We start from the raw sequence: 22,648 nt of genomic DNA on the forward strand, positions 1-22,648 counted from the left end.
ATGAATTTATTTGATATAAAAGGAAAAGTTGCCCTTATTACAGGAAGTACACACGGACTTGGAATGGCAATGGCAAAAGGTTTAGGGGAAGCAGGAGCAACAATTGTTGTAAATGGAAATTCTTCACAACAAAAAATTGATGATGCTGTAGCGGCACTTAAAAGTGAAGGCATTAATGCGGTAGGTTATAAATTTAATGTAACCGATGAGCAGGAAGTAAAAACTGCAGTTGCTAAAATTGAAAGTGAAGTTGGTGCTATTGATATCTTAATCAACAATGCCGGAATCATCAAAAGAATTCCATTAATTGATATGGAAGTAGCTGATTTCAGGGAAGTTGTAGATATTGATTTAGTAAGCCCGTTTATTGTTTCGAAGCATGTTGCTAAGGGAATGATTGAAAGAAGAGCTGGTAAAATCATCAATATTTGCTCTATGATGAGTGAATTAGGCCGTAATACAGTTTCGGCTTATGCTGCAGCCAAAGGTGGTTTGAAAATGCTGACTAAAAATATGGCGACCGAATGGGCGAAATATAACGTTCAAATCAACGGAATTGGACCTGGGTATTTTGCTACAGAACAAACAAAACCAATTCGCGTTGACGGACACCCGTTTAACGATTTTATCATTAGCAGAACACCGGCGGCAAAATGGGGTGATCCATCTGATTTAGCCGGAGCAGCTATCTTTTTGTCCTCTAAAGCAAGTGATTTTGTAAACGGACATATTCTATATGTTGATGGTGGAATTTTGGCTACCATTGGGAAACCATCAAATGAAGATTAATATTTTAAGTAAATTATAATGAGCACTTTTATAAACGATAACTTTTTATTAGAAAATAAATTCGCAGAAGAATTATACCATAATTATTCTAAAAACCAACCGATTATTGATTACCATAACCACCTGAATCCTCAGTTTATTGCCGAAGATAAAATCTTTAACAATATCACTGATGTGTGGATTAAAGGAGATCACTACAAATGGCGTGCAATGCGTACATTAGGGATTAATGAGCAATTTGTTACAGGAAATGGTTCTGATAAAGATAAGTTTTTGAACTGGGCAAAAACAGTTCCTTATACCATGCGTAATCCTTTGTATCACTGGACACACCTGGAATTAGCTCGTTATTTTGATATTACTGATTTATTAAACGAAAAATCAGCGGAAAGAATTTATGACGAAACTTCGGCTAAAGTAAATTCTGCTGAATATAGTACAAGAAACTTGTTGCGTAAAGTAAATGCTGAATTAGTTTGTACAACTGAAGATCCGATTGATAGTCTGGATTTTCACGAGCAATTAGCTAAAAGTGATTTTAAAACTACTGTAAGTACAGCTTTCAGACCTGATAAAGCGATTTTGATTGCTAATGATGGTTACAACGAATATTTGAATGTTTTAGGACAAAAAGCATCTATTGAAATCAATACTTATGCTGATTTACAAGCGGCATTGAGAAACAGAATTGAATATTTTAATGCGAATGGTTGCCAGCTTTGTGACCACGGATTAGATCAAATTTATTTTGAAAATTATACAGAGACTGAAGTAGCCGCTATTTTCAAAAAGAAAAGAGAAAACCAAGCTATCAGTAATGAAGAAGCATTGAAGTTTCAAAGTGCTATCTTAGTGTTTTTATGTGAAACTTACCATGAATTTGGATGGGTTCAACAATTTCACTTAGGAGCTTTAAGAAATAACAATGCCCGTATGCACCGTATCTTAGGTCCTGACACCGGATGGGATTCTATTGGTGATTATCCGCAAGCTCAAAAACTATCTGCGTTCTTGAATGCATTGGATAGTAAAGATAAATTGACTAAAACAATTATCTATAATCTTAACCCTGCTGACAACGAAGTGATGGCTACTATGATTGGTAACTTTAACGACGGAAGTGTCAGAGGTAAAGTGCAATTTGGTTCTGGATGGTGGTTTTTAGATCAAAAAGACGGAATGACAAAACAATTGAACGCATTGTCTAACATGAGTTTGATTAGCTGTTTTGTGGGGATGTTGACGGATTCCAGAAGTTTCTTGTCTTTCCCAAGACACGAATATTTCAGACGTATTCTTTGTAATCTTTTAGGAGATGAAATCAAAAGAGGTGAATTGCCTGCTTCTGAAATGGAATGGATTGGAAAAATGGTTTCAGACATTAGCTACGGTAATGCTAAGGAATATTTTAAATTTCCGGTAAAAGGCTAAAAAAATAATAACGTATAATTTATAAAAATTGTTCACTTGAAAAAAGTAGTCACTTTTGGAGAAATTCTACTGCGTTTATCTACTGAAAGGCATTTGAGATTTGCTCAGGCCGATTCGTATAAAGCAACCTATGGAGGAGGAGAATTTAATGTTGCTGTTTCGCTTGTAAATTACGGGATGAAAGCAGAATTTGTTACTAAAGTACCTAATAATGAATTAGGGAATTGTGCTGTTCACGAAATGCGCAAACTGGATGTAGATTGTCAGAACGTAATGAAAGGTGGAGATCGTTTAGGGATTTATTTCCTTGAAACAGGAACCAGTACCCGTGCCAGTAATGTAATTTATGACAGAGCGAACAGTTCGATGTCTACTTTGAAAAAAGGAGAATTTGACTGGAAGGAAATCCTGAAAGATGCAACCTGGTTTCACTGGAGCGGGATTACTCCTGCACTTTCTGAAACGGCTGCCGAAGCTTGTTTTGAAGCTATAAAAGTGGCACACGAATTAGGTTTGACTATTTCTACGGATTTAAACTATCGTTCCAAACTCTGGAATTATGGCAAACAACCGAAAGACGTAATGCCGGAAATGTTGAAGTATAGCAATATTATCTTAGGGGATATTGATACAGCTAACTTCATGCTAGGTTTGGATAAAGTAGATCCTGATTATCAAAAGCCAGAAACTTTACCAGCTGTATATGATACTGTTTTCAAATTGTGTCCTGAATTAAAATTCATGGCAACTACTTTGCGTTATTCAGTAAGTGCTTCTCACCAACGCATTGGAGGAATCCTTTATGATGGAAAAGAAATTTTCAAAGCTGCTGTTCAGGATGTAACTCCTGTTGTGGATAGAGTAGGTAGTGGAGATGCTTTCATGGGTGGTTTAATTTACGGATTGAACGAAGAACCTTTGGATAAAGAAAGAGCATTAAACTTTGCAGTTGCTGCTTGTTGTTTAAAACACACAATTTTCGGAGATTATAATTTAATTACTAAAAATGAAATTGAAAAATTACTGGATGGTGATTTCACAGGTAAGGTTTCAAGATAAAAGAAAATAAAATGGCTCAATTTACAAGAATAGAAGTTGCAACAGCAATGAAAGAAACAGGGATGATTCCTTTGTTTTTTAATAATGATATTGAAGTAAGTAAAAATGTTTTGAAAGCTTGTTATGATGGTGGCGCCCGTTTGATGGAATTTACAGCAAGAGGAGATTTCGCTCACGAAGTTTTTGCTGAATTGACTAAATATGCTATCAAAGAATTACCGGGAATGATCATGGGAGTAGGTTCAGTAACAGATGCTGCAGCTGCTTCATTGTACATGCAAATAGGTGCTAATTTTATTGTAACTCCTGTTTTTAGAGAAGATATTGCTATTGCCTGTAACCGTAGAAAAGTATTATGGTCTCCGGGTTGTGGTACTTTATCTGAGATTGCAAGAGCTGAAGAATTAGGTTGTGAAATTGTAAAATTGTTCCCGGGAGAAATCTACGGACCACAATTTATAAAAGGGGTAAAAGGACCATGTCCTTGGACTAATATCATGCCTACTGGTGGTGTTTCAACTGAAAGAGATAACCTGAAATCATGGTTTGATGCTGGTGCAACTTGTGTGGGGATTGGATCTCAATTAATTTCTGCTTCTGTTTTACAAAGCAAAGATTATGCTGGTTTAGCTCAGAAAGTGAAAGAAACGTTAGCAATTATTGCTGATTTACGCAAAAAATAACATTAAGTACAATAAGATTTTAGAAGAGATAATGGAAAAATTAAATAGAAAAAACAGAGGGTTAGAAAAATTAAACCCAATAAAAGTAGTTCAGTTTGGTGAAGGTAACTTCTTAAGAGCTTTTGTGGATTACGCTTTTCAAAGATTAAACAATGAAGTTGATTTCAATGCCGGTATTGCAATGGTTCAGCCTTTGGCAGCTGGTATGGTAGACATGATTAACGATCAGGATGGATTGTATACCTTGTTCATGAATGGAATCAAAAAAGGAGAGAAAATTCAAGATATTCAGCTAATTAATAATGTGGTAAAAGCTATAAATCCTTATAGTAATTTTGCAGATTTTTTAGCTTTAGCAAAAGAAGAAGAATTACAATTTATTGTTTCTAATACTACTGAAGCCGGAATTGAATTCGTTGCAACTGATACTCCGGATATGCAGCCACCAGCTTCATTTCCTGCAAAGTTAACTGTTTTATTACACGAAAGATTCAAACATTTTAACGGAGATGCTTCTAAGGCAGTAACTATTATTCCTTGTGAATTAATTGATTACAATTCTGAAGCCTTGAAAAAATGTATCTTACAATATTGTGATTTATGGAAATTAGAGGAAACATTTGTGAAATGGGTTTCAGAAGACTGTACATATCACAGTACTTTGGTTGACCGAATTGTTCCGGGTTATCCAAGAGCTGAAATTGAAGAATACAACAACAAATTGGATTACCAGGATAATTTAATTGTTGCTGCTGAGCCATTTTTCCTTTGGGCTATTGAAGGTGGTGAGGATTTAAAAGCAAAATTACCATTCCACAAAACAGATTTGAATGTGAAGATTGTTGATGATATTCGTCCTTTTAAAATGATCAAAGTGCGTATTTTAAATGGTGCACATACAGCTATGGTTCCTGTTTCACTTTTATTTGGTAACAAATTAGTTATGGAAACGGTTAATGGTGATTTTACCGGACCGTTTGTTGATAACGTAATCAGTGAAATCAGCGAAACACTTCCGATGGATAAAAACGAAATTACGGCTTATGCTGAAGAAGTAATGGACCGTTTTAAAAATCCGTTTATCAAGCATGCTTTAGCTGATATTGCTTTAAATTCTATTTCAAAATTCAAAGTAAGAGTATTGCCAAGTTTATTAGGGTATTATAATGCTAAAAAAGAACTTCCAACTAGTTTGACTTTTTCATTAGCTTGTTTAATCCAATTTTATAAAGGAAATTGGAATAATGAGGCTCTGCCGGTAAAAGATACTCCGGAATTAGTGGAAGCATTCAAAAAAGCTTGGGAATTAGGAAATTTAGAATCAGTGGTAACTACAGTTTTAGCGAATACTGATTTCTGGGATGAAGATTTAAACAAAGTAGATGGATTATCACAAGCTTTAGTGCTTGCTTTAAACGAAATTGAAGCCAATGGGATTGAACAAGGCTATATCAATTTTTCTCAAAAAAAATAAGACAAAAAACAAAAAAAAATCAAGTAAAGTAAGATGCAAAAGAAATTAATAAAAGTAGATCCTTCGGATAATGTGGCTGTAGCTCTGGTTGACCTGGTTGCTGGAGAAACTATTTCATTTGAAGGAGAAGATGTTTTAGTATTATCAGATACTAAAATGAAGCATAAAATTGCGATGAAAGATTTTGAATCTGGAGACAAAATTTATATGTACGGTGTTATCGTAGGGAAAGCTAATCAGAAAATTGCAAAAGGAGATGTGATTACGACTCTTAATGTGAAACACGAAAGTGCTAAGGTTACTGGTAAAACAGAAACTATTGGTTGGGAAGTTCCTAATGTGGATAAATGGAAAGATAAAACTTTCATGGGGTATCATCGTGCAGATGGTCAGGTAGGTACTGAAAATGTTTGGTTGTTTTTTCCTTTGGTTTTTTGTGAAAACAGAAATATCGAAATCTTAAAAGATATTTTTGAAAAAGAATTAATGAAGCCAAAAGAAAACGATTATCAATTGTTACTGCGTTCTTTAGTGAAATCAGAAACAGGAGGAGCTGGTAATGAAGCCGCTTCAAATGATGCTGAATTATTCAATAATATAGAAGTAAAATTTATCACACATCAGGGTGGTTGTGGAGGAATTCGTCAGGATGCTCACAGTTTAGCTAAATTGCTTGCTGGTTATGTAAACAATCCTAACGTTGCCGGAGCTACTGTATTGAGTTTAGGTTGTCAAAACCTGCAAATCTCAATTTTTAAAGAGGCTTTAGAAGCAATTAATCCTAATAACCAAAAACCGGTTTTAATCTACGATCAACAATCTATCGGTACTATCGAAGCGATGTTGAACAGTGTAGTGAAAGATTCGTTTGAGGCTATCAAAAAAGCGAATGAAATTAAGAGAACTCCGGCTCCATTATCTAAATTAAGAATTGGATTAGAGTGTGGTGGTTCAGATGGATTCTCTGGAATTTCTGCTAACCCAACATTAGGAGTATTATCAGATAAATTAGTAGCTCTTGGAGGAACAACTATTCTTTCTGAGTTTCCGGAATTATGTGGTGTGGAGCAGGAATTAGTAAACCGTTGTATCGATGATAAAGACGGACAACGTTTCTTAGACCTGATGAAATGGTACGAAAAAACTGTTGTTGATGCAGGTTCCGGATTTGACATGAATCCTTCTCCGGGTAATATCAAAGACGGTTTGATTACGGATGCGATGAAATCAGCCGGTGCTTCTAAAAAAGGAGGTACTTCTCCAATTGTAGGAGTATATGATTACGGTGAATACATCAATGAACCAGGATTTACATTATTATGTACTCCGGGTAATGATGTAGAATGTACTACAGCAATGGTTGGATCAGGTGCTAATATGGTATTGTTTACAACAGGTTTAGGAACTCCGACAGGAAATCCAATTGCTCCGGTTGTAAAAGTATCGTCTAACACACAATTGGCTCAAAAAATGTCAGATATTATCGATTTCAATACCGGTGGAATTATCACTGGAGACAAATCGATTGAAGAAACAGCTGACGAAATGTTAGAATATATTATAAAAGTAGCTAGTGGTGAAGTGAAAACTAAGGCTGCAATATTAAATCAAAATGACTTTATTCCTTGGAAACGTGGAGTATCGCTATAAAGACTGTTTTTAGATTTTGTTTTTAGTTAAAAAGGGAGGTGTTTTTTATAATGCCTCCCTTTTTTTATTCTCTTATTCTGGTAGATGATTGCCTGACGAATAATTTAGGCATTAAAACGACAGTTTTCCCTGTTTTTTTTATTTCTACACTGTTTATTTTGTCTAAAAAGACCTGGGCGGTTATTTTTCCCATTTCCAGAGGTGCCTGGTCAACTGTAGAAATTGTTAATTCCATAAATTTAGTAAAAGGTTCGTTTCCAAAACCGAAAACGCAAAAATCTTCCGGAATTTTTATATTACGTTCCTTTAGTTTCTGAATGGCGCCTAGTGCAGCAAAATCACTCGTAGAGTAGATAGCATTTGGAGGATTTTCTAACGCTAATAATTTATCTACTGCGTCGCGGCCTTCAACAACGTTACTTTTTATCGGAATAATATAAGCTTCATTTATTTCAATATTATGGTCAGTTAATGCCTGTTGGTAACCCCGAAACCGGTCTTCGTAAATTTCTAAAGTACGATCACCCGATAAAAACGCAATTTTATCGCAACCCTGTTCAATAAGATGCCGGGTGATTTGATACGATGCCTGATAATCATCTATAATCACGGAACTCACATTGTCCATTTCTTTTTTTCTGTCAAAAAAGATCAGAGGAATGTTTTTTTGAATTATACGTTCCAGATAATGGTTGTTTTCTTTTGGGAGATTGGAAATTGACATCAAAATGCCGTCAACCTGAGCGTTTAATAGAGTGTTAATGTTTTCAATTTCTCTGGTTTTGTCTTCATGACTCTGACATATAATTACCTGATATCCTTCAGGATGCAGGGCTTCTTCAATACCTCTGATTACTGAAGCAAAAAAATTGGTATTAATACGCGGTACAATTACGCCCACATTATTGCTCTTGCCACTTCGTAATGCTAAAGCTAATTTATTTTGCTTGTAATTCATTTTATTAGCCGTTTCAAGGACTAATGTTCGAGTGCTTTGACTTATTTTCGGGTTATTATTTAATGCTCTCGATACAGTTGCTGCTGTTATATTCAGCTCTTTAGCAATGTCATAAATTGTTGTTTTTTCACTCATTATAATTAGTCTGTCTCGGTAAAAATAATATATTTTTTAATATATTATTTTTCTCTTTGGTATGTATATTGATAAGGTTTTGAAAATTAATTGATTTTTTTAATACAAAGATGGTTTTTTTAGATTTTTTTACTAATAAAAGCATTCTTTTTTTATTAAATAAAAATAAATATTCTTTTTTTGTGTAAATCTGTTTTTTTTGTGGAATTTTATAGTTTAATATGAAAAATTGCTATAGCTTTGTGTAATCGATTACATAAAATAGTCGGTTTCAAACAGTAATTGTTTTCCGGATTTTTAATCTTCTTTAATTTTTTATCAATGAAAAATAAAATTTATAATTCTCTTTTCTGTTTTTCAACCGCTTTGGTGTCAGCTTTTTTTGTTAATTGTTCTGCACAAAAAGCTACAGATGTTTTGGCAAACCCATGGAAAGTAAAAGAACAAATAGAAAAATCAGTTGTAGTTCCGGTCTTTGCTAATAAGACCTATAATATTGTTGATTATGGCGCTAAAAGTGGTGGCACATACAATAGTTCTGAAGCTTTCAAAAAAGCTATTGAAGCCTGTACAAAAAATGGAGGTGGTAAAGTTGTAGTTCCTGCAGGTAAATTTTTGACTGGTCCAATTCATTTAGATAATAATGTAAATCTTCACTTAGAGGACGGAGCGGAAATTTTGTTCAGTACTAAATCTTCAGATTACCCATTAGTGAAAACTACATTTGAAGGAACAGAATGTATGAACCATTCGCCATTAGTTTATGCTTACAATAAAAAGAATATAGCTATTACGGGTAAAGGAATTTTAAATGGTCAGGCAGATAACGAACACTGGTGGTATTGGTGTGGTGCTAAAAAATACGGCTGGACAGAAGGTAAAGGAAATCAGAATGATCCCCAAAATCGTGTCCGCTTAATTGAATCAGGAGAACAAAATGTTCCTGTAGATGAAAGAATTTATGGCGAAGGATCTTATTTAAGACCTAGTTTTGTAGAGTTTTTTGAATGTACAGATGCTTTAATTAAAGATATAAAAATTATAAATGCTCCATTTTGGGTTATTCATCCAATGAAATCTGTGAATGTAACTGTAGATGGTGTTACTGTTGAAAGTCATGGACCTAATAATGATGGTTGTGATCCGGAATATTCTAAAAACGTAATTATTAAAAATTGTACTTTTAATACCGGAGATGACTGTATTGCTATAAAAGCAGGAAAAGATGGTGACGGTAGACGCGTAGCAATGAAAAGCGAAAATATAATTGTAAAAAATTGTAAGATGCTTGACGGACACGGAGGTGTAGTGATGGGAAGCGAAATGACCGGAGGAATCAGAAACGTATTTGTTGAAAATTGTGAAATGGATAGTCCTAATCTAGACCGGGCTATTCGTATCAAATCAAATTCCAGAAGAGGTGGTATTGTAGAAAATGTTTTTGTCAGAAATATTGAGGTAGGACAGGTTAAAGAAGCTGTTTTGAGAATTAACATGTTCTATAATGTGTATGGAAATCAAACAGGTAACTTTATACCTCAGGTAAAAAACGTGTTGCTGGAAAACATTACTGTTAAAGATGGTGGTAAATATGGAGTATTAGCAAAAGGATATGCAGAATTGCCTATTGAAAATGTCACTTTAAAAAATGTCACTATAGAGAGAGTCAAAGAAGCATTTTCAATAGAAAACATAAAAAACATTCAATTTGTCAATACTTATATTAATGGGAAAAAAGCAGAAAGTCCTCAGTAATATTTTACTTTTAAAAAAATTAAAACATAATCAATTTAAAAATAAAACAGAATGAAATTAATGAAAAGAAATCAGTTTATTTTCGCATTTATTTTAATGGCTGCGTTTGGTTTTACAAGCTGTAAGTCACAGTCAAATGCTACTTCGGCTCCAAAACAGTTAGGTGCTCCGAATTTAAAATGGTCAGAAAAAATGGCCTTAACTTTAATGAAGCGTCACCCTAATGCTTATGAAATTGATGACAGAACTACTCCTAAATGGGATTATGTTCACGGTTTAGTAGCGAGTTCTATTCAGGAGCTTTACAAAAAAACTGGGGATGAAAGATATTATGATTATGCAAAAGGATATGCTGATGCTTTAATTGATGAAAACGGTAAAATTGCTACTTATGATATGGATAAGTACAATATTGATATGGTAGTAGCAGCAAATATCTTATTTGATATTTATGACAGGACAAAAGAAAAAAAATATTTAATTGCTATGCAAACCATCAGAAAGCAATTAGATGATCAGCCTAGAACTCCAAGCGGGGGATTCTGGCATAAACAAATTTATCCTAACCAGATGTGGTTAGACGGATTGTATATGGGACAACCTTTCTATACGCAATACACCACCACTTTTGAAAATGGAAAAAAACTGGATGATGTTGCAAAACAATTTGAATTACTGGAAAAAAACGACAAAGATCCTAAAACAGGCTTGTTATATCATGCCTGGGATGAAAGCAGAAAAATGCCGTGGGCGGATAAAGTAACCGGTAAATCGCCTAATTTCTGGTCACGTGCGTTAGGCTGGTATGCAATGGCTTTAGTTGATGTATTGGATAATTTCCCTAAAGATCATCCAAAACAAAAAGAATTAGTAGGTTATTTAAATGAATTAGCTGTTGCTTTAGAAAAAGTACAGGATCCTAAAACCGGATTATGGTATCAGGTTACTGATATGGCAGGAAAAGAAGGAAACTATCTGGAAGCTTCCGGTTCTTCAATGTTTGCTTATGCTTTGGCAAAAGGAGTAAACAAAGGATATTTGCCTGCTAAATTTAAAAAAGTAGCGAATCACGCTTTTGACGGATTAACAACTAAATTAATCAGAACTGATGCCGATGGCGGAATTACCTTGACGCAATGTTGTCAGGTAGCAGGTTTAGGAGGAAATCCATACCGAGATGGTTCTTATGAATATTATGTAAATGAGAAAAAGAAAGACAATGATCCTAAAGCAACAGGGCCTTTTATCTTAGCCGCTATCGAATTAAACCGATAAACAATTTCTGTTACAAATATATTAACCAACCACTTTTTTACTGTTATGAAGTTTATAAATAATGCTGTAGCAATAGGATTAGTTGTGATTTCCAGCCAAGTAATCGTAGCGCAAAAAACAACCGAATATTCTAAAGTCTGGGTTGCTGATAATGGCGACGGAACTTATAAAAATCCAATTATACATGCTGATTATTCTGATCCGGATGCCATTAGAGTCGGTGACGATTATTATATGACTGCTTCTTCATTTAACTGTATTCCGGGATTGCCTGTTTTACATTCTAAGGATATGGTCAATTGGGAATTAGTAAATTATGCGCTTCAAAAACAACCTCCTTTTGATGTTTTTGATAAACCACAACACGGAAACGGAGTCTGGGCACCTTGCATTCGCTTTCACAATGAGGAGTTTTATATTTATTATCCGGATCCTGATTACGGAATTTATATGGTTAAAACCAAAGATCCAAAAGGACTTTGGTCAGAACCCGTATTAGTAAAAGCCGGAGTAGGATTGATTGATCCGGCTCCTTTATGGGATGATGACGGCAAGGCTTATTTAGGATTTGCTTTTGCAGGAAGCCGTGCCGGAGCCAAAAGTTTATTAGCTGTTTGTTCTATGAATCCTGAAGGAACTGTGGCTAATGATGACGCTGTAATGGTTCTTGACGGTCATCTTGATGAAGCCACTGTAGAAGGACCAAAATTCTATAAACGTAACGGATATTATTACATATTTGCTCCGGCAGGAGGTGTTCCTACTGGCTGGCAAACGGTTTTACGTTCTAAAAACGTTTTTGGACCGTATGAAAAACGAAAAGTTTTAGAGCAGGGAAAAACAGCTATTAATGGGCCTCATCAGGGAGCCTGGGTACAGGCACAAACTGGTGAAGACTGGTTTTTTCACTTTCAGGATAAAGGTGCTTATGGAAGAATTGTCCATTTACAGCCTATGAAATGGATTAATGACTGGCCTGTTATCGGGATGGATAAAGACAAAGACGGAACAGGAGAACCAGTGGCTTTTTATAAAAAACCGAATGTTGGAAAAACGTTTCCAATAATGACGCCGCCGGATTCAGATGAGTTTAATACACAAAAATTAGGACTCCAATGGCAATGGCATGCCAATGCGCAGGTGTACTGGGGAATGCCAACATCCATGGGGTATTATAATTTATTTTGTCGCCCAATGCCTGAAAAAGCAGTAAACTTATTTGATGTTCCTAATATTTTAGCTCAAAAATTCCCCGCTAATGAGTTTAAGGCTACTGCCAAAATGACTTTCAATTCTCGTTTTGACGGTGAGAGCGTAAGTCTGGTAATTATGGGGCTGGATTATAGTCATCTAAAAGTGAAACAACAAAATGGCGAATTGTTTATCTCTCAGGCAACTTGTAAAAATGCCGATAAAAAAGGAGTGGAGACAGAAAGTAAAGCTGTGAAATTAGGAAGCAAATCATTTTATCTTCAGGTACAAGTGAAAGAAGGAGGAATTTGTAGTTTCTCCTACAGTTTAGATGGTAAAAAGTTTCAATCCATAGGCGAAGATTTTAAATCCCGTGAAGGAAAATGGATTGGTGCAAAAGTTGGATTTACGGCCCTTAGGGAAGGAAAAATTAATGATGCAGGAAGTGTAGCGATTGACTGGTTCAGATTTAATAAAATATAGTATGACTTTTTTAAGGAAAATTAGAATAGCTCTTTTTCTTTGTTTTACTTTCGTAATGAGTGTTCAGGCACAAATTCTGGATAAATCATGGAAGAGTATTACCGAAATGGATAATGATGCCTGGTTTGTCTCAGCAGAAGCTAAAGCTGTTGCGGAGAATGTCTTATTGTACCAAAGAAATATTGGTGGCTGGAATAAAAATATCCAAATGCAGAAACCGCTTTCGAATGCTGAAAAAAAAGAACTTCTGGCTTTGAAGAATGATCCTGATCATTGTACAACCGATAATGGTGCAACGAGTCAGGAAATGCTTTTTCTTTCCAAAATTTATGAGCAGCAGCCGGATGAAAGGTATAAAAAAGCATTTCTTTCAGGGGTAGATTATTTGCTTAAAGCACAATATGACAATGGCGGATGGCCGCAGTTTTATCCATTAAGAAAAGGATATTATACACATATTACTTATAATGACGATTCGATGGTGAGAATTCTTAGTATTCTAAAAGAGATTAAGGATAAAACGGGGTATTACTCCATAGAACCATCTGAAGCTATTGTTGAAAAATGTAAGATTGCTTTTGATAAAGGAATTGATTGTATTATAAAAACACAATTCAGACAAAATGGAATTTTGACTGCATGGTGTGCTCAGCATGATGAGAATACTCTGTTGCCGGCAAAAGCCCGTGCTTATGAGTTGCCTTCCTTAAGCGGAAAAGAATCTGCTAAGATTGTACTCTTATTAATGGATATTAAAAATCCTTCGAAAGAAGTAACTGCTGCTGTTAATGCAGCGGTTAGCTGGTTTGAAAAAGTGAAAATTACAGGATTAAAAGAAGAGCGTACGGTCATAAACGGCAAAATAGCCGATAAAAAAATGGTAGTCGATGCGGATGCACCTCCTATTTGGGCTCGTTTTATGGAATTGGATAATAACAGACCGTTTTTTTGTGATCGAGACGGCATAAAAAAATATTCGTTATCTGAAATAGGTGAAGAGAGGAGAAACGGATATTCCTGGTATACTAATGAACCAAAAGAAGTGTTGAAAAAATATCCGAAATGGAAAAAAGAGCACAGTCTTAAAGTGGTTAAAAATACTGCTAAAGATGAGTATAATGTAATAGTTGCACAAGACGGCAGCGGAGATTATACAAGCATTCAGGAAGCAGTTTACAATTCACCTTCTTTTCCTTATAAGAGAGTAACCATTACAATTAAGAATGGTGTATATCATGAAAAAGTACGTATTCCGGAATGGAATACTAAAATTTCATTCGTGGGTGAAAGCAAAGAAAAAACCATTATCAGTTATGATGATTATTTCGGGAAAATCAATTTAGGCCGAAATAGTACTTTTATGACACCCACAGTATTAGTGGAAGCAAATGATTTTGTTGTTTCTGATTTGACAATAGAAAACAGTGCAGGTCCTGTGGGACAGGCAATTGCTTTGTCTGTTGTTGCTGACCGAGTAGTGGTTTCTAATTGTAATATATTGGGTAATCAGGATACTTTGTATACTTCTGGTGAAGGTTTTAAAAGCTATTTCAAAAATTGCTTTATTGCAGGAACAGTCGATTTTATTTTTGGTGGTGCAACTGCAGTATTCGATAATTGCAATATTCATGCTAAAAGCAATGCTTATTTAACTGCGGCTTCCACTGCTGAAAGTTCTGAATATGGATTTGTGTTTTTAAATTGTAAACTTACAGCTGACGAAAAAGCTACTGAGGTTTATCTTGGCAGGCCTTGGCGTATCTATGCTAAAACAGTTTTTATGAATTGTGAAATGGGAAGTCATATTCGAAAAGAAGGTTGGAACAACTGGTCAAAAGCAGATGCTGAAAAAGCTTCTTTTTATGCTGAATACAATTGTTCCGGTCCGGGATTTCAGCCTCAAAACAGAGTGAGCTGGTCGCATCAACTTAAAAGATCAGAAGCTAAAGAATATACTTTAGATAAAATTCTGGCAGATTCAAATGCGAAAGAAAATAGAAATTGGTATTCAAATTTTAAATAAATAAAAAAGATGAGAATTAAATTAGTGCTTTTTTTATTGATAGCCACGAGTTGTTTTGCTCAAAAAATAACGGTTTATGGTATTGGTGATTCTACAATGGCTAATAAATCCAATCCGGCAGAAAATCCCGAAAATGGATGGGCTCAGGTTTTACAGCAGTTTTTTGATGATGATGTTGTAGTTGATAACAGAGCGATGAATGGGCGTAGTACGCGTAGTTTTATTAACGAAAAACGTTGGGATTCCATTTTAAAAACCCTGAAAAAAGGCGATTATGTTTTGATCCAATTTGGACATAATGACCAGAAAGAAAATAAACCTAGTGTGTATACCAATCCACGTACGGCTTATCGTCAGAATTTAATAAAATTTGTGACAGAAACCAGAGCTAAAGGAGCAACTCCTATCTTGTTATCTTCTATTGTCAGAAGAAACTTTAACGAACAAGGAACTTTGGTAGATACCCATGGACTTTATCCATTAGAAACCCGATTGGTAGCTACTGATTATAAAGTGACTTTTATTGATTTGCAGTATTTAACGGAATTATTAGAGGAATCCTACGGTGTAGAAGGTTCTAAAAAACTGCATTTGCATTTTGCTGCAGGCGAAAGTCCTTTTTACAAAACTGAAAAGCATGACGATACCCATTTGTCAGTATTAGGAGCAACTGAAATTTCTAAATTGTTCATTTCCGAATTGAAAAAAACGGATTTAGATTTAAAAAAACATATCAAATAAAGTATTAGATTATGAAAAGCAATTCTTTCTGTATCGTCTTGTTATTGTGTTTTAATGCGCTGTTTTCGCAAACTAAAATTGTGGATAAAAAGCTTGAAATGGAAAGAATTGTCAATCGTATTCAGCTGCCAGTTATTCCAGCTTATAAAATTAAAGTTACTGACTTTGGTGCTAAGGGGGATTCGGTAACCAATTGTAAACTGGCTTTTGATAAAGCTATGAAAGCTTGTTCTAAAAACCATGGAGGAACTATTGTGGTTCCTAAAGGTGTTTATACCATCAATGGACCTATCCATTTTGTGAGTAACGTAGAATTGCATTTAGAAACGGGAGCTAAAATTCGTTTTGGTTCTAATCCAAAAGATTATCCTTTAGTTTTAACCAGCTGGGAAGGTACTATGCTTTATAATTACAGTCCGTTGATTTATGGCAATAATGTAGAAAATGTAGCTATTACAGGAAATGGAATTATTGATGGTGAAGCTAAAAATACCTGGATAAAATGGAAGCCCCTTGAAGAAAAAGACAAGTTGTTAAGCAGAGAAATGAATCATACGAATGTGCCTTTAAAAGAGCGTGTTTTTGGTAAAGGGCATTTCTTAAGACCGCAATTAATTCAGTTTTTAAATTCTGAGAATATACTTATTGAAGGTGTAACTATTGAGGATTCTCCGTTCTGGTGTGTACATCTGTTGAAGTCAAAAAGTATTACCTTGAGAGATTTAAAATATGATGCCCACAATAACAATAATGACGGAATCGATCCTGAATATTCCAGCGATATCTTAATCGAAAACATTCAGTTTAATAATGGAGATGATAATGTGGCTATAAAAGCCGGACGCGATGATGAAGGTCGTGGAAATTCTAATAGCCCGTCAGAAAATATTGTTATTCGAAATTGTGAATTCAAAGGGTTGCATGCTGTAGTTATTGGTAGCGAAATGTCGGCCGGAGTTCGCAATGTGTTTGTTGACAATTGCAAAGCAGGCGGATATTTAAAAAGAGGAATTTATATCAAAACAAATTCGGACAGAGGTGGATATGTGAGGGATTTGTATTTTTCAAATATTGCATTCGGTCAGGTAGAAGACTGTATTTACATGACAGCAAATTATCATGGAGAAGGTAGCGGTTTACATCCTTCTAAAATTTCGGATGTTTCTATTTCTAATATCAGTTGTGAATCGGCTTCTAATGCTGCCATTGTTATCGAAGGCTTTCCGGAAAAGAAAGTCGAAAATATTGTTTTAGATACAATTACTGTTAAATCGGCTAAAAACGGAATGACTTTAACCAATACACAAAATATTAGTGTAAACGAAATTATAATTGGTGATAAAATCGGAGTTCCCAGCTCTGTAAAATAATCTTTTACGATTAGTTAATTATGGAATAAAAAATACAATACTATCGTTAATGTAGTTGTGTTTTCAAATTCTCTTAAAAAAGCATAAGCTCTCTTCATTTGTGTCTTCACTGTATTGACAGATATGTTGTACATCTCTGCGATTTCTGCATAACTGTGGCCTTCTACAATATGTGACATAAAGATTTCTCTTCTCGCCTGAGGGATTCGATTTACTAGTGTAAGTATTTTAGGACTGTTGCTTTCCTCTGCTTTTTCAAAAACATCTTGTTCTTCTGATTTTGGAAGGACAATTTTTTTTGTTTCTAAGCTGATTGTTTTATTTTTTTCTAAATATTGCAAGCTTAAATTTTTAATTGCTCTTGAGGCATAGGCCTTAAAAGAAATAGTGAAATTTATTGCTTCCTCTTTTTCCCACAGATAAATAAAAAAATCCTGTACAACGTCTTTTGCGACATCTTTATCTTTAGTTATGTTAAAAGAAACTAAAGATAAAAAGGCAAAATGCTCTTTGTATAAGTCTTCAAATATTTTTAAATCTCTGTGATTTGGCATCTGAAAATAGCGTTTATTCTTATTGTAATGGATTACATTAATTCAAATGTAAAATAAAAACTTGGTTTTTTTTCATTATCTGTAAAAATAAATAAAAAATATTTAATAATCTTGTCACCCTAAAATAATATTTCCCTAACATAACTTTAACATACAAGAAAAATATATGGACTCTGACCCAAATTTGGTTAATATTCTTAAAGAAATAGTAAGTAATGGCAGTATTGATACTGCTAGGATGGAATTGTTGTCTCAGGAAGAGCAGGAATTGATAAAAGAGATTCAGGACAATGGTTTGTTGAAAGAAGCATTAGTATACGTTGAATCACTAAATGCTGAAGAAAACTGGGAGGAATTAAAAGAAAAAATAAATGTTAAGAAAAATCCTGTTTTTATTAACTGGAGAAATATTTTTCAGTATGCAGCAATCTTTATTGGTTTATTAAGTCTGGTTTATGTCTTTCAGTATAAAACAGATACACAAACGAAAACAGTAATTCCGGATGATGCCATCCAGTTGGTTTTAGAAAATGGTGATATTCAGATTTTGAATCCTAATGGAGTACAGCAAATTATAAAAAAGAACGGAGCTGTTGTTGCTTCTCAAAAAGAAAATAAGATTAGTTACCGCTCATCTGGTTCTGTAGATAAATTGGTATATAACGAAATAAAAATTCCTTATGGAAAAACTTTTGAAATAACATTGTCTGATGGTACACAGGTATTTATGAATGCAGGTTCGTCTTTAAAATATCCGGTTCAGTTTATTAAAGGTCAAAACAGAGAAGTTATTTTGGAAGGAGAAGCCTTTTTTGATGTTACCAAAGATAAAATGCATCCTTTTGTAGTGAAAACAAGAGGAATGAATGTTAAAGTTTTAGGGACAAAATTCAATGTGAGTTCCTATAAAGAAGATGCTGATATCAATGCGGTATTGGTTGAAGGATCAGTTAGCTTATCGAATGTTGGTATGCCGGACAAAAATACAATGCTTGTTCCTGGAGAAAAAGGAACCTGGAATAGCCAGAAAACAGAAATAGCAGTTAAAAAAGTAGATACCCGAAACTATACTGAATGGATGACAGGTGAAATTGTTTTTAGAAAAACAGCATTTAAGGACATTATTATAAAGCTGGAACGAAGTTATAATGTTACTATAAATAATCAGAAAACAGATCTTTTCGAGAAGAAATTTAATGCCAGCTTTAATAAAAATATAGAAAGTATTGATGAAGTGCTGATGGCAATGAGTAAGATTCAGAATTTTAGTTTCAGCAAAGAAGGAAAACAAATAACAATAAACTAACTAATTAATAACGACTAAAACTAATTTATGAAATGAGAGTGTAATTTTTTAAAAGAAGAAGTACATAAAAAAAAATCGGAAAATAGTACCAGTATTTCCCGATTTAGTAATGTGCTTTCAAACGACGTGTAGAAATCAAATCATTTAAAAAACAACCAAAATTATGAAAAAAATAATTAAAGGTGAATGGCTTTGTCCGTATTTGCCTAAAATTAGCCTGAAAATGAAACTAACCACACTATTGTTGATATTGTCTTTGGTGAGAATCCAAGCCAGTACCTATTCACAAAACACAAAGCTGACATTGAATGTGACTAATACTTCTGTTGAACAGTTATTCAATAAAATAGAGTCTGTTTCAGAATATCGATTTTTATTTGAAAGCAGTTTGATTGATTTAGACAGAAAGGTTTCCCTGAATGTTGAAAAAAAGAAAATAACTGAAATTTTAGAAAAAGTATTTAAAGGAACTGACATTGTATATACTATCAATGATCGCCAGATATTATTAGTAAAAAAGAAAGAGCAGCTCGTTCCGGTAAAAATGAATACAGTAGTGAAAACAGCTGATGAGCAGGATGCTATTTCGGTATCTGGAGTTGTAAAAGATGAAAATAATATGCCAATGCCAGGTTTAGGAGTTGTCGTTAAAGGTACTTCTGTTTCAACAAGTACCGATATGGATGGTAATTTTAAACTTAATTCAATTAGTCCAAACGCTACTTTGGTTTTCTCTTATATTGGTTATAAAGATCAGGTAGTTGAAGTAAAAAACCGAACTGTTATCAATGTTTCCATGCAGGTAGATATTAGCGAATTAAATGAAATAGTTGTTAATTATGGTTATGGAAAAGTAAGAAAGGCTGATATGACTGGTGCAACAGCTAGTATTACCAGTAAGGAGCTTTCTAAAATACCGGTAACTAGTGCGGCAGAAGCATTAAAAGGCAGATTACCAGGTGTGAATGTTACTTCAGCTGATGGTGAGCCTGGCGCAAGTATCAGGATTAGAGTTCGTGGAGGGACTTCAATTTCTCAATCAAATGAACCTTTATATATCGTTGATGGACTTATTGTAGGTAGTATTGATAATATTCCGGTGAATGATATTGCCAGTATTGATGTTTTAAAAGACGCTGCAGCTACTGCTATTTATGGAGCTCAAGGTTCTAATGGTGTAATTGTAGTAACAACTAAAGATCCAGTAGCAGGAAGGGTAAATGTATCTTATAATAATTTTTTCCAATTTAGTGAATTACCTAAAAACAGAAAATATGATGTATTAAGTCCGTATGAATTTGCATTGGCTAATTACGAATATGCAGCAATTCAGGGAACCACGCAGTTGGAGAATTTTGAAAAATTCTACGGAAAATATGATGATTTAGAATTGTATAAACAAAAAAGAGCGACTGACTGGCAGGATAAAATTTTTGGTGCTTCCAGACTTTCTCAATCTCATAATTTAAGTATTGGTGGAGGTAATGAGGTTACTAAAGCTAATTTAAGTCTTACAAATAATAAAGATGAAGGTTTGTTGAATGGCTCCGGACTTGAAAGAACAGCAATTAACTTTAAATTGAATCAACAGGTATTTAAAAACCTTAAAGCTGATTTTACGGCAAGAATTACTAATACAGTAATAGATGGTGCTGGTACTTCTACAAATGCACAGTTAAAAATAAAAGATGCAGTGCAGGCAAGACCTATAAATGGTATTGCAGATGATCTGGATATTGATCTTACTCAATTAAACAGTGATGATGATTTTCAACAATTTATCCTGAGTTTAGTAGATCCAAGCGAATTAATAAAACAGGATTGGAGAAAAAGAACAACCAATCAATATGTTTTTTCGGCTGGATTAACCTGGTCTATCTTAAAAGACTTGGATGCTAAATCAACTCTTACGACATCAAGATCATATTCTGAACAATTAAGATTTTACGGACCGCTTACCGGTGAGTCTTTTAATAATGGTGGAAGTTTGCCATTAGGGGAAAGAACGATTGCAGAAAAGCAATCTTTACGCTTGGTAAATACCTTAAATTATAGAAAAAAATGGGATGCACTTAAATTAGATATTTTAGTTGGTCAGGAAATTTATTCAGAAAAAGGTAAGGATAATTTTTTGAGAGGAGAAGATTATAGATTATCAATCACTCCTGAGGAATTATTTGCAAACATGCAATTCGGTAGAGTTGACAGAATAGCTGGTGGTGAAGACACTCCTTTTAATAGAAAGTCTTTTTTTGGAAGATTTGATTTCCAGTTAAACGAGAAGTATATCCTGACACTTACGGGAAGAGCTGATGAATCTAGTAAGTTTAGAGGCAGTAACAGGTTAGGACTTTTTCCTGCAGTCGCATTTGCATGGAAAATGAATAATGAAAATTTCTTGAAAGATGTAGATTTCTTAGATGAATTAAAGTTGAGATTAAGCTATGGAGAAACAGGAAATGATGGTGTATCAACTCAGGCATCTCAATTTTTATTTACCGGTTCTACATTAAGAGGTCCTGGTTTTGGAAATGTTGACAATCTGTATTATACCCCTTCTAATACATTGTATAATCCGGATTTGATATGGGAAAGTACAGCAACTACAAATATTGGTTTAGATTTTGGTCTTTTAAACAGAAGATTGAGCGGTAGTTTTGATTATTATAAAAATATAACAAGAGATTTATTGTATCAGGTAGATATTAGTCTTAGTTCAGGCTTCGATAAACAATATGATAATATCGGTAATACCTCAAACAGAGGTTTTGAATTTGCACTGAATGGTATAATCGTTGAATCGGACGATTTCAATTTTTCAGTTAATGCTAATATTGGAAGAAATGATTTTAGAATTGATAAACTGGATGGAAAAATAACTGAATTGAATAATATCAGATCCAACTGGGCAAGTACCGATTTAAAAAATATAAATGATTTTTATTTAAAATTAGGCGGTAGAATCGGAGATTTTTATGGATTTGTAACGGATGGATTTTACTCAACTGATGATTTTCAAAGTTATGATGAAACTACTCGAAAATACATTTTAAAAGAAGGTGTGCCAAACAGTGGAGCTCTTGTAGGGAATGCTAATATCAGACCTGGTTTCATGAAAATCAAAGATTTAAACGGAGATGGAGAAATTAATGATAATGATAGAAAAGTTTTAGGAAATGCTACACCAGATTTTCAGGGTGGTTTTGGTTTTAATGTAAGTTATAAAGGTTTTGATTTATCTACATTTTTTGACTACCAGGTTGGTAATGAGGTTTATAATACAGGGAAGATTCAATACAATCAATTCAGAAGAGTTACTTTTGGTAATTTATTATCAACAATGAGCTCAGATAACAGATTTACTTATGTTGATATAGACGGTCAATATACCGGAACTCCGGGAGGTATAGTGACTGACCTGACGCAATTAGCAGAAATGAACGAAGGGAAGAATATATGGTCGCATAGTAGTTTTGGTATTGCTCAGGCGGTTATTAGTGATTTTGCTATTGAAGATGGTTCATTTCTGAGATTAAATAACTTGACGTTAGGATATAGTTTACCTAAAAAGCTGATTTCGAAAATAGGTTTGTCACAATTTAGAATATTTGGTACAGGTAGAAATTTACACATTTGGACAAAATATTCTGGCTATGATCCGGACGTTAATTCTCAATCTAGTAATCCATTAACACCAGGTGTAGATTATTCTTCTTTTCCTAAAAGCCGTTCCTACACGCTTGGTTTAAACGTAACATTTTAAATAAAATA

Annotated in this window: 16 protein-coding genes; 14 read left to right on the forward strand and 2 right to left on the reverse strand. The window is 34.1% G+C overall.

Going from position 1 to position 22,648, the window contains the following annotated elements; genetic code table 11:
• From ABS764_RS07015 to ABS764_RS07040, 6 genes are read left to right on the forward strand one after another with little or no spacing between them, the layout of a single operon-like run.
• The gene (locus ABS764_RS07015; protein WP_408081083.1) at positions 1-789 is read left to right on the forward strand and encodes a gluconate 5-dehydrogenase; all 789 of its coding nucleotides are present in this window, start codon (positions 1-3) and stop codon (positions 787-789) included.
• Between the two features lie 18 nt (positions 790-807).
• On the forward strand, positions 808-2,220 hold the full coding sequence (gene uxaC, locus ABS764_RS07020; RefSeq protein ID WP_408081084.1) for a glucuronate isomerase: 1,413 nt from the start codon (positions 808-810) through the stop codon (positions 2,218-2,220).
• 36 nt (positions 2,221-2,256) lie between these two features.
• Positions 2,257-3,279 (forward strand): PfkB family carbohydrate kinase, encoded by a 1,023-nt coding sequence (locus ABS764_RS07025; protein ID WP_408081085.1) that lies wholly within the window; start codon positions 2,257-2,259, stop codon positions 3,277-3,279.
• 11 nt (positions 3,280-3,290) lie between these two features.
• On the forward strand, positions 3,291-3,962 hold the full coding sequence (locus tag ABS764_RS07030) for a bifunctional 4-hydroxy-2-oxoglutarate aldolase/2-dehydro-3-deoxy-phosphogluconate aldolase (RefSeq protein ID WP_408081086.1): 672 nt from the start codon (positions 3,291-3,293) through the stop codon (positions 3,960-3,962).
• A 31-nt stretch (positions 3,963-3,993) separates the two neighbouring features.
• The gene (locus tag ABS764_RS07035) at positions 3,994-5,436 is read left to right on the forward strand and encodes a tagaturonate reductase (RefSeq protein ID WP_408081087.1); all 1,443 of its coding nucleotides are present in this window, start codon (positions 3,994-3,996) and stop codon (positions 5,434-5,436) included.
• Between the two features lie 33 nt (positions 5,437-5,469).
• Positions 5,470-7,086, forward strand: coding sequence for a UxaA family hydrolase (locus ABS764_RS07040; protein ID WP_408081088.1), 1,617 nt, complete (start codon positions 5,470-5,472; stop codon positions 7,084-7,086).
• 64 nt (positions 7,087-7,150) lie between these two features.
• Here ABS764_RS07040 and ABS764_RS07045 read toward each other — a convergent pair whose 3' ends face one another.
• Positions 7,151-8,179: a LacI family DNA-binding transcriptional regulator gene (locus ABS764_RS07045; RefSeq protein ID WP_408081089.1), complete on the reverse strand. Its 1,029-nt coding sequence runs from the start codon at positions 8,177-8,179 to the stop codon at positions 7,151-7,153.
• Positions 8,180-8,500: 321 nt separating this feature from the next.
• Here ABS764_RS07045 and ABS764_RS07050 point away from each other — a divergent pair, with 321 nt between their 5' ends.
• The 6 genes from ABS764_RS07050 to ABS764_RS07075 are packed head-to-tail and all read left to right on the forward strand — an operon-like array spanning position 8,501 to position 17,017.
• The gene (locus ABS764_RS07050; protein ID WP_408081090.1) at positions 8,501-9,934 is read left to right on the forward strand and encodes a glycoside hydrolase family 28 protein; all 1,434 of its coding nucleotides are present in this window, start codon (positions 8,501-8,503) and stop codon (positions 9,932-9,934) included.
• Between the two features lie 60 nt (positions 9,935-9,994).
• Positions 9,995-11,209 (forward strand): glycoside hydrolase family 88/105 protein, encoded by a 1,215-nt coding sequence (locus ABS764_RS07055; RefSeq protein ID WP_408081192.1) that lies wholly within the window; start codon positions 9,995-9,997, stop codon positions 11,207-11,209.
• 45 nt (positions 11,210-11,254) lie between these two features.
• On the forward strand, positions 11,255-12,883 hold the full coding sequence (locus ABS764_RS07060) for a glycoside hydrolase family 43 protein (protein ID WP_408081091.1): 1,629 nt from the start codon (positions 11,255-11,257) through the stop codon (positions 12,881-12,883).
• A 1-nt stretch (position 12,884) separates the two neighbouring features.
• A complete protein-coding gene (gene pelA / locus ABS764_RS07065) occupies positions 12,885-14,906 on the forward strand; it encodes a pectate lyase (RefSeq protein WP_408081092.1) in 2,022 nt (673 codons plus the stop codon).
• Positions 14,907-14,915: 9 nt separating this feature from the next.
• The gene (locus ABS764_RS07070) at positions 14,916-15,647 is read left to right on the forward strand and encodes a rhamnogalacturonan acetylesterase (RefSeq protein ID WP_408081093.1); all 732 of its coding nucleotides are present in this window, start codon (positions 14,916-14,918) and stop codon (positions 15,645-15,647) included.
• 11 nt (positions 15,648-15,658) lie between these two features.
• Positions 15,659-17,017 (forward strand): glycoside hydrolase family 28 protein, encoded by a 1,359-nt coding sequence (locus tag ABS764_RS07075; protein ID WP_408081094.1) that lies wholly within the window; start codon positions 15,659-15,661, stop codon positions 17,015-17,017.
• 14 nt (positions 17,018-17,031) lie between these two features.
• On the opposite strand, the gene ABS764_RS07080 is transcribed toward ABS764_RS07075, so the two are convergent.
• Positions 17,032-17,571 (reverse strand): RNA polymerase sigma factor, encoded by a 540-nt coding sequence (locus tag ABS764_RS07080; protein WP_408081095.1) that lies wholly within the window; start codon positions 17,569-17,571, stop codon positions 17,032-17,034.
• A 166-nt stretch (positions 17,572-17,737) separates the two neighbouring features.
• Here ABS764_RS07080 and ABS764_RS07085 point away from each other — a divergent pair, with 166 nt between their 5' ends.
• Together ABS764_RS07085 and ABS764_RS07090 are read left to right on the forward strand one after the other, a co-directional pair.
• A complete protein-coding gene (locus tag ABS764_RS07085) occupies positions 17,738-18,877 on the forward strand; it encodes a FecR family protein (RefSeq protein WP_408081096.1) in 1,140 nt (379 codons plus the stop codon).
• A 163-nt stretch (positions 18,878-19,040) separates the two neighbouring features.
• Positions 19,041-22,640 (forward strand): TonB-dependent receptor, encoded by a 3,600-nt coding sequence (locus ABS764_RS07090; protein WP_408081097.1) that lies wholly within the window; start codon positions 19,041-19,043, stop codon positions 22,638-22,640.
• Positions 22,641-22,648 lie beyond the last annotated feature (8 nt).

Origin of the sequence: Flavobacterium plantiphilum (assembly GCF_046000495.1) — a bacterium.
Lineage (GTDB): Bacteria > Bacteroidota > Bacteroidia > Flavobacteriales > Flavobacteriaceae > Flavobacterium > Flavobacterium plantiphilum.

Bases quoted from the DNA above. Each gene is read 5' to 3' on its own strand.
- ABS764_RS07015 (WP_408081083.1), top strand. From the start codon at position 1: ATGAATTTATTTGATATAAAAGGAAAAGTTGCCCTTATTACAGGAAGT.
- uxaC (WP_408081084.1), top strand. From the start codon at position 808: ATGAGCACTTTTATAAACGATAACTTTTTATTAGAAAATAAATTCGCA.
- ABS764_RS07030 (WP_408081086.1), top strand. From the start codon at position 3,291: ATGGCTCAATTTACAAGAATAGAAGTTGCAACAGCAATGAAAGAAACA.
- ABS764_RS07035 (WP_408081087.1), top strand. From the start codon at position 3,994: ATGGAAAAATTAAATAGAAAAAACAGAGGGTTAGAAAAATTAAACCCA.
- ABS764_RS07040 (WP_408081088.1), top strand. From the start codon at position 5,470: ATGCAAAAGAAATTAATAAAAGTAGATCCTTCGGATAATGTGGCTGTA.
- ABS764_RS07045 (WP_408081089.1), bottom strand. From the start codon at position 8,179: ATGAGTGAAAAAACAACAATTTATGACATTGCTAAAGAGCTGAATATA.
- ABS764_RS07050 (WP_408081090.1), top strand. From the start codon at position 8,501: ATGAAAAATAAAATTTATAATTCTCTTTTCTGTTTTTCAACCGCTTTG.
- ABS764_RS07055 (WP_408081192.1), top strand. From the start codon at position 9,995: ATGAAAAGAAATCAGTTTATTTTCGCATTTATTTTAATGGCTGCGTTT.
- ABS764_RS07060 (WP_408081091.1), top strand. From the start codon at position 11,255: ATGAAGTTTATAAATAATGCTGTAGCAATAGGATTAGTTGTGATTTCC.
- pelA (WP_408081092.1), top strand. From the start codon at position 12,885: ATGACTTTTTTAAGGAAAATTAGAATAGCTCTTTTTCTTTGTTTTACT.
- ABS764_RS07070 (WP_408081093.1), top strand. From the start codon at position 14,916: ATGAGAATTAAATTAGTGCTTTTTTTATTGATAGCCACGAGTTGTTTT.
- ABS764_RS07075 (WP_408081094.1), top strand. From the start codon at position 15,659: ATGAAAAGCAATTCTTTCTGTATCGTCTTGTTATTGTGTTTTAATGCG.
- ABS764_RS07080 (WP_408081095.1), bottom strand. From the start codon at position 17,571: ATGCCAAATCACAGAGATTTAAAAATATTTGAAGACTTATACAAAGAG.
- ABS764_RS07085 (WP_408081096.1), top strand. From the start codon at position 17,738: ATGGACTCTGACCCAAATTTGGTTAATATTCTTAAAGAAATAGTAAGT.
- ABS764_RS07090 (WP_408081097.1), top strand. From the start codon at position 19,041: ATGAAAAAAATAATTAAAGGTGAATGGCTTTGTCCGTATTTGCCTAAA.